Below are 12,425 nucleotides of genomic sequence, written 5' to 3'. Positions count from 1 at the left end.
GCATAACGATCAAAACGGCCACAGCTGCTCCCACCATGGGGGCTTTGGTTCCTCAACGGGCAGGAGAGGGGACTCATTTGCTTTTTTTGCAGTTGGCAAGCTGCAATACCCTTGTGGTGCAGTTCCTTCTTCGAAATACATGACGCGTTGAACGGGGCAGTCTGAGGTTGCGCGAAGTCCGCTCTCAGGGTCAATGGCGACTGGGACGGTATCTTCTGTCGGCTGAAAAGCTCGTAGTGGTCGTCCTTTATGGCTTTGTTCCATGATATCCGCCCAAATGTATTTCGGCGCTGCTTTTTCAGAAGGAATGTCCATCGTTTTGCCCTCGTCGTAGCCGAGCCAAACCGAAGTCACAAGCTGTGGTGAAAAGCCAATCATCCAAGAATCGGCATTCGTGGTACCCGTCTTTCCTGCATAAGGGCGTGTGAGCAATGGAATGAGATCACGGCCAGTGACAGTCGTATACCCGTTCAAACGATCATCAAAGATGCCCGTCATCATATGCGTTGTTAAAAAGGCAAGGTCCTTGTCTAACACCTGAGTTGACGTTGGCTCAGCTTCATAGATGACCTCGCCCGCCGCATTTTCGACTCTCGTAATAAACTGAGGTGGCACATGACGGCCATTTGTGGCAAACACACTGTACCCTTCGGTCATCTCCAAGACGTTTACAGCTGACGTACCAAGCGATAGTGAAGGGACCGATTTAAGTGGACTATCAATGCCCATTTTTTTGGCGGTTTGAATCAACTGATCTGTGCCTAGAAACAACCCTGTTTTGACGGCGTAAATGTTGTCTGACAACGCTAACGCCTGCGCCATAGTTATCGGTCTGTGTGCGTAATAGCCATTATAATTGCCAGGCCTATACACTTCGCGGCCTTCATCGTAAGGGAAGGCAGTCGGTTCACTCATCAGGCGAGTCGCAGGTGTAAACCCATTTTGAAGTGCTGTATAATAAAGTATTGGTTTGAAGGTAGAGCCAGGAGACCGTTGTGCTTGAATCGCGCGATTAAACGAGCTTTCTTGATAGTCTCTCCCCCCAACAAGGGCTTTGACGCTCCCAGTTTTAGGTTCCATAATGACAACAGCGGCCTGAATCTTTGATTCCTCTGAAAGGTTTTCAGCCACCGCTTTTTCAGCAATTTTTTGCAGATTTGAATCCAACGTCGTATAGATTCGCAAGCCGCCTGTTTTTACTTGACGCTCCGTTAGATGCAAATGGCTCGAGAGTTGTTGATACACCGTATCTTGAAAATAAGGGGCGACGCGAATATCCTCCTTTTTTGGAGCAAAATGGAGCACTTTCTCTGCAGCTAGTTGTGCATCGCTTGCGTCAATGACCTTTGCAGAAACCATTTGCGAAAGCACATACGCTTGGCGTTTTTTTGCGTTCTCCATATTGATTTTAGGAGAGTAAAACCCTGGCCCTTTTGGTATTCCTGCCAAAAGCGAGGCCTGGGCAATTGTCAAATCGTCTGCGGAAGTGCCAAAATAAAAGCGTGCCGCAGCTTCAATCCCATAAATGCCATGACCGTAATAAATCGTATTTAAATACCCTTCTAGAATCTCGTCTTTAGAATAGTGCATTTCTAGTTGCAAAGTAACGTAGGCTTCTCGAAGCTTGCGGCTCCATGTTTTGGACATATCTCCGAACAAGTTTCGTGCATATTGCTGTGTAATTGTGCTAGCGCCTTGGACTTTTGCCATTGCTTTGAGGTTTGCTATCGCCGCTGCCGCAATTCGAGAGTAATGAAATCCATTGTGCTCATAAAAGTGTGCATCCTCTGCAGCAAGCGTCGCTTGAACAACATCTTGATCAATGTCCGCTAGCGCTGTCCAATACCGCGTGATGCCACCAGGCGTTCGTTCGCCTATCGGATTACCCGCTATATCAAGGACAACAGAGGTTTGAGGAACGGAAAGGGCTGGTGGTGGGGATAGCTTGGCAACAAGCAACACGACGCCTAAACTACTAAGCCCAATAGAAAGGGCAATGAGTGCTATGATCACGATGCGTTTTAACCACTGGGGGTACTTCACTTATCGGGCTCCTTTCTCATCAAAGAATAGCTAAATAGGTACTCTTAAGAGCTCGCGAGCTATAATAAAAGCAAAATGTTCAAAAAACCGAGAGCGACAAAAGACCTTTTTTGCCCAGTATGTCCATCTTTTACTGCCATATTCATTAAGGGAATGGAGATGGAAGGCTGAGATGAAAAAAGGATTGCTTTTTCGCTGAAATCGACTATACTTTTTGTTGTTTCACATCAATTGGAATTGAGCTTATAAGCTGAAAGATATAGAGAGGAAGAATGGAAATGAGCATTTGGTTTACAGAGAAGCAAACACCACATTTCGGCATCACAGCAGCAGTTAAGGAGTCTCTCGTTCATAAGCAGACTGCTTTTCAAAAATTGGATCTTGTGGATACAGAAGAGTTTGGACGCATGCTTTTGCTCGATGACATGGTCATGACGACTGAAAAGGATGAATTTGTGTACCACGAGATGGTGGCACACGTACCGATGTTTACGCACCCGAACCCTGAGCACGTGCTCGTTGTTGGTGGTGGTGACGGTGGGGTCATTCGTGAGGTCCTTAAACACCCTTCGGTGAAAAAAGCGACACTCGTTGAAATAGACGGTGACGTCATTCACTACTCTAAACAGTATTTGCCTAGCATCGCAGGCGCTCTGGATGATGAGAAGGTAGAGGTCAAGGTAGATGACGGCTTTATGCATATCGCTCAGTCGGAAAGTGCGTATGACGTCATTATGGTTGATTCCACAGAACCTGTAGGCCCAGCAGCGAAGCTGTTTGAGAAGGGCTTTTACGAGGGAATATCGAAAGCTTTAAAGGCAGATGGTATTTTTGTTGCGCAAACCGACAACCCATGGTTCAAAGCAGACTTAATCCAGCAGGTTGTGAAGGATGTAAAGGAGATCTTCCCGATCACACGTGTGTATACGGCAAATGTTCCGACGTACCCAAGTGGTCTATGGACGTTTACGATTGGTTCAAAAACGCAGGACCCTTTGCAAGTACGAGACGAACGTTTTCATGCGATTGAATCCAAGTATTACACCCCAGCGCTACACAAGGCATGTTTTGTGTTGCCTCGTTTTGTTGAGACACTCTTAACGGAGAATGGCGAATGAAGCATTTTGATGAGGCTTACTCAGGCAAAGTGTTTATAATGAGTCGAGCGTCCTTTGATGAGGCTGATGCGGTTGTTTATGGCATGCCTATGGACTGGACCGTCAGCTTCCGTCCAGGGTCTCGCTTCGGTCCGAATCGAATTCGCGAGGCTTCCATTGGCCTTGAAGAATACAGTTTGCGTTTGGACAGGCATCTTGAAGATGTAGCGTATCATGATGTAGGGGATATGCTGCTACCGTTTGGAAATGCCGCAAAAAGCCTAGAGGTGATCCGAGAATTTGCGGATACGGTTTTTCAAGCGGGTAAATTCCCTCTTGGCTTAGGAGGAGAGCATCTTGTTTCTTGGCCAGTCATCCAAGCCGCTCACGCGCAATACCCAGATGTAGCTCTTATCCATATTGATGCCCACGCAGATTTAAGAGAATCATACGAAGGCGAGGTTCTATCGCACTCTACTCCTGTTCGCAAGTCGTGTGATTTGCTTGGGGCGGAAAACGTCTACTCCTTTGGCATTCGTTCAGGTGCACGTGAGGAGTTCGAGTTTGCGAAAACGAGCGGCATGCATCTTTTCCCATTTGAGGTTCTTGCACCGCTCAAAGAAGTCATGGAAGAGCTCAAGGGACGCCCAGTATACGTTACGATTGATATTGATGTTCTTGATCCAGCGTTTGCGCCAGGTACAGGGACGGCTGAGGCAGGGGGCATCACCTCAAAAGAACTACTTGATGCCATTTATTTGCTTTCATCATCCGACCTTAAGATTATTGGTGCCGATTTGGTTGAGGTAGCTCCAGCCTATGATTCTTCAGATCAAACAGCCATCACTGCCTCAAAGCTTGTGAGGGAAATGCTTCTTGGCTGGGTGAAATAATTCATTTACAAACCATTATGAAAAGGAGGAGACTCTGTGGTACAGCAGTCACAGCCGCGACTTGACCTTCCGGATCTGTTTCAAGAAACGATAGATATTCTTGAGGATGGCAGACAACGGATCGTTAAAACCGTTTCATCTGAATATGAAACGTCCATTGCTTCTAGCCAGCTTGAAAAGGAATTTCAACTCCTTGAAAATTGGCGCCTTGAGTGCTTGCCACAGTCGCCATCCTTTACAAATCAGTCGCTTATTTTAAACGACGTTGCTGGTGTATCACTCACGCTCCGAATGCACGCATCCCCTATCGATCTGCCTACCTTTTTACGAATAGCCATTGCAACTGTCACAGCCGTTGCAGAGCTTCATCGCAATGATTTAATCCATCAACAACTGTCAACCAAGGTTATTTATTGGGACGACGGAAGGGACAAAGTGACCTTATTAGGTACAGACACTGTCCTATTCCGCAATGAAAAGACAGCTGTGTTTCCATCTCTAAGGCTAAGTGCATACAGTTCTCCAGAACAGATCTCCAATCAGTCTGTCATCGTAGATGGTCGCTCAGACATTTATGCTTTGGGGATTGTGTTCTTTGAGCTTCTTTTAGGCTACGTCCCTTTTGATCCACAGCTTTCAACTGAGTGGTATTATGATGTGCAAACGAAAGAAGTGCCTAACCCCGCAGCCCATCGAGAAGATATTCCAATGTTTCTCGGGGACATCATCCTGAAAGCGTTGGCAAAGGACAACGCACAACGTTACGATAATGTGAAAAGCTTGCTGATGGACTTGCAAAGGGTTGCGCTGCATGTCAACGGGGGGCATGCGCTTCCAGAGTCACCTGGTCTTTTTTGTAAGCAAGGACGCTTTAGTGAAAAAATGCCGTTGCAGCATCAAGACGAGCTTGCCAAGCATATTGCTCAGTCCTTAAACGAGACAAAGCATGGAAAATGTATGATCACATTCATAACAGGAGCGGCAGGTTCAGGAAAATCGACAATCGGTCTAGAGGCAGTAGCAGAAATGGAACGTTTCGGTGCTAAGTCAATCTATTTAAAACTTCAGCCGACCGCAATGGAGCGCCCGTATCATTTTCTTATCGGATTGTTGCGAAAGCTGATCAGACTTACCTTGACGAGTAATGAGCATTCGCTTGACACGATTAAACAGCAAATGAAACGACAAATTCATTCTCCGCCCGGATGGCTTATGCGGCTAGTACCCGAACTTGAATGGCTTTTTGGAGAGCCAGCGACAACGAGCGGCCTGACCCCAACAGGGCGTATATGGGAAGAATACTTTCAGATATTTTTGTCGATTTCGGCAACAGCACAGCAGCCAATTGTTTTGTTCGTTGATGATGTGCATTGGGCTGACGATTTGTCGTTACGGCGGTTATGTCAGTGGGTGAAGGATGGAAAACTTCCTCATGTGTGCTTGCTTTTTGTCATTAAAGAAAACGAAGGTCCAAACTGTCTTAATGAGCTTGACAGTTGCTTACATGTTGAGGTTCAGCGTCATTCTTTGAGACGCCTGGGCATTACTGAAATTTCCGAGTTGTCTTCCCTTCTTTTTCACTGGAATCAGACGGAAAGTCTCATGTTTTCAGAAGGTCTGAACATGCTTGCAAAAGGGAATTTGCTGCAAATTAGCATTCATTTATATGAGATGTATGACAATGGAATGCTTTATGTGAATGCTCTTGAAGGAGCTTGGATGTGCAATTTTGGTGAAATGAATACTTTGATTAACGAAGGAGCAAATCAAGGTCTTTTTACGGATAAATTTTCTCGCTTAACTTATGATGAGAAAATGGTTCTTCACAATGTGGTATGTGCCGAAGTGGATACACTCACGATCTCACAGCTCAGTGAATTTATGGCGTTAGAACAGGAGCCTTTACTATTTTACTTGCAGTCAATGTCACAAGCAGGCTTCCTTACTCTAGATCACGATAGGCGACAGCTCAGCTTTTTGCACCAGACCCTAAAAAAAGAACTGCTCATGTATATTCCTGAAAAAGAGCGCATGGAAATTCATACCCGTTGGCTCATCTTTAAGCTTTCTTTTTCAGCAGACGTTTTCGACCAGGCGGAAGACAGTATCACTCAGCATTATTTTCTTGCTGATGAGCCAGCACTGCCTATTTCTCTTCAGCCGAAAATGGTTCAATTGCTTATCTCAATAGGGGAGCAGGCAATGAAAACCGGGGTGCCCGAAACGGCAACATTTTATTTTGATAAGGCGCTTAAATTAATGGAGCAGCTGCCTGAGTCAAACACCTACCAGCAATTGTGGTGGATTCTCTTGCGTTGTTGTGCGGAGAACGCTATTTTGTCAAAGGAACCTCAACTTGCTCATTCGTATTGCGTGCAATTAAAGCAATGCTCGCAATCGAAAGAGGAGCAAGCGGAAGCCCTATTCTATTTTATGCATTATTTTCAATTAGACGGGCGAACAGGAGAAGCATTAAAAACCGGTATGAAGGCATTACGGCTGTTAAAAGCCACGTCACATTCGTCCTTCCTGCTGCCAACGCTATGGTGGCGTAAATGGAGAAATCATTGGGAACTTGCCTCTATGCAATCCTTTGCTGAAGCACTTGAGGACCAGCCAGTCGTACCGCAGTCAAGTGTTGAGGCTATGCTCTGGAATGAAATCATGTGTTTGCTATTTCTAAAGAAGGACATCGCTTTTTCAGTAGCTGCAGAGCAGTCATTGTTTTTTACGACGAAAAGGCCTGATTTGCACACGCCGTCTTTGCTTGCCTTTTATGCTTGGTACCTTTCAGTGTATAAAGAACGACCAGAGTTAGCCTTGGTGGTGACAAAAACAGCGATGAATCTAGCAAAGGATTCGTCGAAAGGTGGTCTGTTTTTAGGCTGGGTGCTCTATGTCAGGTGTTTTTGGGTAGATCACTGGGAGACGGGTGTCCGACAAAGCTTACAAATGATTGAAGAACAGCTCTCCCTTTTTCGGCAAGGATCACAGTCCACTATTCAGCCACGACTGGCATCAGCCTGGATTATGTGCGCGATGGAGGCTGGAGAACCACTGATTGCTTCTCAAGTCCACTGGCGTCAGATGGAGGGGACACCGGAAACAAAGGAACGTTTTGCCTATGCAACTCAGTGTGCACAAAGCATTGTCGATGGACGCCCTTTACCAAATCGACCCGCATGGTGGTCACATGGAGAACAAGAAATTTGGCCATTGCTGTACGTTCAATTTTCCTTCTGGGCAGGTCAATACAAGGCCGTCTGTTTAGAGGTTGAACAGCTTCAAAGCAGTCGGCAAATGCCACACTGGTCAGGACTTGGTGTGGTTACAGTAATGGTCATGGACGCACTCTCCTCCGCATTTCTAATCGAGGCCAAAAGCTCACGAAGAGATAGAAGAAAGAGTCTCGTTAAACTAGAAAGCTTGCTGCGGTTCTTTGAGAAGTCGAGACGCTTTCGCAGTGAAGACCTGCTCCATAAAAAGTACCTTGTGCTCGCAGAACGTGCGCGTCTAAAGCTTGATATTGATGAAGCGCAACGATTTTACGAGATGGCGTCAGAAAATGCACGTGTTCACGGCTTCTTGCATTTTGCTGCTTTAGCGAGTGAACGTGGTGCTGAAATGTATGCCGCGTATCACCGCGATAAGGTAGCCAGCTGGTTCGCTGAGGAAGCAGCAAAGGATTACGCCCTCTGGGGGAGCTCTTTTAGACAAAAACAAGTGTTTATAGCTTTCCCTGCCTTTTCTCAGCGTGGCGATCTCGACATCAATCGTTCAAAGGAATTGTCTAGAGCAGCGTTTCAGCAATCCGTTGATGTTGGAACGATTGTCCGTGCGTCACAAATGATTTCTGAAAACATCCACTTAACGACATTAGTAGAAACCTTGTTAACTTTAGCGTTGCAATATGCCGGAGGGCACAGGGGCGTTTTGTTTCTGCGGCGTGAGGAGACCTTTTTTGTAGAAGGTGTGATGGAGGAAGGAGTCTACGAATGGCTGGCATCTGACAAAATTGCTGCTGAAACGTATCCAGGTGCCTTAACCGAAGTCCTGCAATATGTCATGGAAGAAAAAAAGCCGGTGAGTATCACTTCCCCTGCCGACCGAAGCATTTGGATGAACGCCTATTACATGGCTCGTGTACAACCGAATTTTGTTCTCTGCTTGCCCATTGTTCGTCAAGAAAAGCTCATCGCATTGATTTATATTGAGAACAGAATGTCGCAGCAGTCGTTTTCGCCAGCTCAAATGGAACTCATTGAACTTTTAGTGTCCCAAATTGCAATTTCACTAGAAAATGCGATGTTCACCGAGAAGCTTGAAAATGAAGTCCGTAGCAGGACATATGAATTGGAGCAGTCATTGCAGGAGCTTGAGCAAAAAAGTGAGCGTCTTGCTGAGGTCGAGCAATCAAGAAGACAACTGCTGTCAAACATCTCACACGACTTGCAAAGTCCTGTTGCTGTGATAAAAGGCTATATAGAGACGTTAATGGATGATATGGTACCGAGCAAAGCGCAACGACAAAAATATTTGCAAAGTGTTTTAGAAAAGACGAATAAGCTGTCTGGTCTGATTCAGTCGTTGTTCCAGCTCGCAAAGCTAGAGTCTGGAGATGCCACATTTGTGAGGCAGGAGCATCGTGTCCAGTGGCTAATGGATTTTATTTCGGAGAAACTGGCATTTGAGCTCTGGGAGGCTGGCGTCCAATTTGATATTCATGGAGAACAAATCGGTGAAAAATGTGTTTCTGTGCATATGGATAGCATTGAGCGGGTGGTGTCCAATTTCATCCACAACGCCATTGAGCATGGGGGAGGGGTGACTCAAATACACATCACCTTTCGCTGCTCAACGCAGACGCTCTATGTAAAGGTGGAAGACAACGGCAACGGTTTGAGAAAGGAAGATATCCCGTTTCTGTTTGATCGGTTTTATCAAGGAAGACAATCTGGTGGTGGGACCGGTCTTGGGCTGGCCATTTGCAAAGAGCTGATTCATTATCACGGCGGAAGTATTTGGGCCGAAGAGGCAACTTCAAACTCAAGTGGCGCAGTGTTCGTGTTCTCCCTTCCACTTTGCCCGTTGAAGTGATGAAGGAATGGCGGTGAGGACCTAACTTGTAAGCTCGAATAAGGGATGTTTACCCACTATATTGGGAAGCCCCTTGTATAGAAGAACAATGAGGCTGTCTCGAAAGTCGTATGGTGACTTTCGGGACAGCCTCATCATGGTGAACAATTAATTACTAGAGCTTGCTGTAGTGATAGTGGTCGGTTCATCAGTGCACGCTTCACCATTAAACCGATAGCCAATGCCGCGAACGGTAAGGATATAATTTGGATTGGCAGGGTCCAATTCAATCTTCTTTCTTAAATTATGAATATGTACCATGACTGTCCTCGTATCGCTTAAACTCTCAAGGCCCCATACACGATTGTACAAATCATCTAACGTGAATGTTTGATCAGGTCTTTGAATCATTACAGACAAAAGCTCAAATTCTTTTTTAGAAAGAGATACCTCTTTGTTATGAAGCTTGCAAACATGGCGGAGTAAATCAACTTCCAGATCACCGGCGAAAAGGACTTTTGGCGTTTTTACGGTGTCACTTTCATTGAAAAAAGTATTTCTGCGAATATGAGCCTTCACACGAGCGACAAGCTCGTTCGGGCTAAATGGTTTCGTTATGAAATCATCGGCACCGAGACCGAGACCAAGGACTTTATCAATCTCGTCGTTTTTGCTTGAAACAAATAGTATAGGTGCTTTCGTAAGCTGACGAATCTCTCGACATACGTCGAAGCCGTCAAGACCTGGTAACAACACGTCCAATAAAATGAGGTCAGGTTGTTCCAATCTGACCAATTCCACAGCTTTTGGACCCTCGTCAGCTGAGATGACCTGAAATCCATTTTTACGTAGGTACAGAGTTAGTATTTCATTGATCTCGATGTCATCATCAACGACCATGATTTTTTCGTTCGCCATGGCTACTCCCCTTCCCTTTAAGGGTCATTTTGGAAAGAACATACGAAGATACAATCTGTTTAATACTAAAAAGACTATAGGAAAAAAGGCGCAACGTCAAGGAAAAACCTGTGTATATCACCAATAGATGGATGACTATTTCCTCGTTTGCAGGTGGTCCTAAAGAACTTTATAATAGAGAAAGTGCGCACGTTCAGAGTGGAGTAAGGAAAGCAGGTGAAGGGATGGCGTCCCATGCAGTCAAGGTGCTTATGGATACGATGATCAAAAGCGATGGTGAACAAGAAACGATCCATGTGGAAGCGAAAGGCATTCGCCGCAGAACAAATAACGGACTGTTTCTCGTTTTTTATGAAGAGGGAGAAGATGAGGAACGGACACAAAATGTCGTTCGCTTTGAGGTAGACAAGAACCCACCGGAGCTTAAGGTCGTTCGAAGCGGAGGGCGCTCGATGCGTCAAGTGTATCGAGAAGGAGAGACGACAGAGGGGCAGTATGAGGTTCCGTGGGGGCAATGGATTACAAAAGCAACAACGGAATCGGTCTCTTTTCAAGACCAAGATGGCATTAATGCGAGTTTGGTCTTTCGTTACCAGTTTGACATTGGCGGTGCTACCGCGTTTCATCATACAACGATAAAGATAATGGAGGACACAATATGAGCATTCTTGAAGCAAAGAAACAGGCCATCAGTAAGGAGGTCGAAAGAGCCGTTTTAGCAACTGGCCTCGTCACAGAGGAAGAGCTCCCGACTGTCCTATTGGAAACACCAAAGGATTCAACCCATGGCGATTATGCAACAAACATTGCAATGCAGTTGGCACGTCCGGCGAAAAAAGCGCCTCGTGCTATTGCGGAGTCAATTGTCGCTGCCTTTAATAAACAAAAAACAGCTGTTAGCGATATTCAGATTGCTGGACCAGGGTTTATTAATTTTCGCTTAGACGTTCATGCGCTCATCGGTGTCGTTGAAGAGGTGCTTGAAGCCAAAGACACTTACGGATCTTCGAATGCGGACAAGCCTGAACGCATTCAAGTGGAATTTGTGTCTGCCAATCCGACTGGCACCCTGCACCTTGGCCATGCTCGCGGAGCTGCTGTTGGTGATTCGTTGTGTAATATTTTGCAGGCGGCAGGACACGAAGTGTCAAGGGAATACTACATTAATGACGCTGGGAACCAAGTCGATCAACTCGCTCGTTCCATTGAAGCGCGTTATTTTCAAGCACTTGGTCAGGAGAAGGAAATGCCGAAAGATGGCTACCACGGAGCCGATATCATAGACATTGCCCGCCAGCTTGCGGAGCAGGACGGTGAAAGCTATGTGTCGCAAACGGAAGCAGACCGATTAGCTGCATTCCGAGCCTATGGTCTGCAATTTGAATTGGACAAGCTGAAAAAGGATTTGTTGGATTTCAAGGTGCCATTTGATGAATGGTATTCCGAAACCTCTCTCTATCAGAATGGAAAAATTCAGCCTGCGCTAGATACATTAAAAGCAAATGGTGAGATTTACGAAGAAGAGGGAGCTACTTGGTTCCGTTCCACCACTTACGGCGACGACAAAGACCGAGTGCTCATTAAAAGCGATGGTTCTTACACGTACCTAACCCCAGACATTGCCTATCATCAGGACAAGATTGAGCGGGGGTTTTCAAAGTTGATTAATATTTGGGGTGCTGACCACCATGGTTACATTCCAAGAATGCAGGCGGCCATTCAGGCGCTTGGTCATTCAAAGGAAACGCTTGAAGTTGAGATTATTCAGATGGTCAATCTGTTTGAAAACGGTGAAAAGGTGAAAATGAGCAAACGAACAGGCAACGCAGTCACTCTCCGTGAACTGATGGAGGACGTCGGTGTTGATGCGATGAGGTTCTTCTTTGCGATGAGAAGCCCTGATTCACACTTGGATTTTGATATTGATTTGGCGAAATCGGAATCCAATGACAACCCTGTGTTTTATGCGCAGTATGCGCATGCCCGTGTATCGAGCATTTTCAAGCAGGCCGAAGAAAAAGGGATCAGTGTCGCTGTATCAGCCGATTTGTCGTTGCTAGGGAGCGACAAAGAGCAGGCCCTTCTAAAGAAAGTCGGTTGCTTCCCTGAAGTGGTGAAGGATGCAGCCGATAAACGTGCGCCACATCGCATTACGCAGTATGTGCACGAGCTTGCTAGTACATTCCACAGCTTTTACAATGCGGACAAGGTCATTAATCCGGAGAATGGACCTTTGACACAAGCCCGTTTGCAGCTTGTCAAATCGGTTCAGCAGACATTAAAAAATGCGCTTACGCTTGTTGGCGTAAACGCACCAGAACGGATGTAGGCGTACGATTCGAAAAGTTGATTCTAAGCATTAAGAAGGCCGGCTGAAGCTAAACGGTAAAAACAGCGA

The 12,425-nt window shown here is 45.9% G+C and carries 7 protein-coding genes; 5 read left to right on the top strand and 2 right to left on the bottom strand.

What is annotated here, in order from left to right; genetic code table 11:
- Positions 1-9 precede the first annotated feature (9 nt).
- Complete coding sequence (locus EV213_RS12165) at positions 10-2,043, bottom strand: transglycosylase domain-containing protein (RefSeq protein WP_243740079.1); 2,034 nt, start codon at positions 2,041-2,043, stop codon at positions 10-12.
- Positions 2,044-2,321: 278 nt separating this feature from the next.
- Between EV213_RS12165 and speE the strand changes: the two genes are divergently transcribed.
- The 3 genes from speE to EV213_RS12150 are packed head-to-tail and all read left to right on the top strand — an operon-like array spanning position 2,322 to position 9,130.
- Complete coding sequence (gene speE, locus EV213_RS12160) at positions 2,322-3,161, top strand: polyamine aminopropyltransferase (protein ID WP_133580817.1); 840 nt, start codon at positions 2,322-2,324, stop codon at positions 3,159-3,161.
- Positions 3,158-4,033 (top strand): agmatinase, encoded by an 876-nt coding sequence (speB, locus tag EV213_RS12155; protein WP_133580816.1) that lies wholly within the window; start codon positions 3,158-3,160, stop codon positions 4,031-4,033. The genes speE and speB overlap by 4 nt, the downstream gene beginning before the upstream one ends.
- Before the next feature lie 36 nt (positions 4,034-4,069).
- Positions 4,070-9,130, top strand: a complete 5,061-nt coding sequence (locus EV213_RS12150; RefSeq protein ID WP_133580815.1) for an ATP-binding protein — start codon at positions 4,070-4,072, stop codon at positions 9,128-9,130.
- 147 nt (positions 9,131-9,277) lie between these two features.
- On the opposite strand, the gene EV213_RS12145 is transcribed toward EV213_RS12150, so the two are convergent.
- Positions 9,278-10,027, bottom strand: a complete 750-nt coding sequence (locus tag EV213_RS12145; protein ID WP_133580814.1) for a response regulator transcription factor — start codon at positions 10,025-10,027, stop codon at positions 9,278-9,280.
- Between the two features lie 224 nt (positions 10,028-10,251).
- Here EV213_RS12145 and EV213_RS12140 point away from each other — a divergent pair, with 224 nt between their 5' ends.
- Complete coding sequence (locus EV213_RS12140) at positions 10,252-10,689, top strand: YwiB family protein (protein WP_166639287.1); 438 nt, start codon at positions 10,252-10,254, stop codon at positions 10,687-10,689.
- Complete coding sequence (argS, locus tag EV213_RS12135; protein ID WP_133580812.1) at positions 10,686-12,356, top strand: arginine--tRNA ligase; 1,671 nt, start codon at positions 10,686-10,688, stop codon at positions 12,354-12,356. Before EV213_RS12140 ends, argS begins: the two co-directional genes overlap by 4 nt.
- Positions 12,357-12,425 lie beyond the last annotated feature (69 nt).

It is taken from the genome of Aureibacillus halotolerans (assembly GCF_004363045.1).
Taxonomy (GTDB): domain Bacteria; phylum Bacillota; class Bacilli; order Bacillales; family DSM-28697; genus Aureibacillus; species Aureibacillus halotolerans.
Note: the sequence above shows the minus strand (reverse complement) of the source record. Positions and strands in the feature narration are given on the sequence as shown.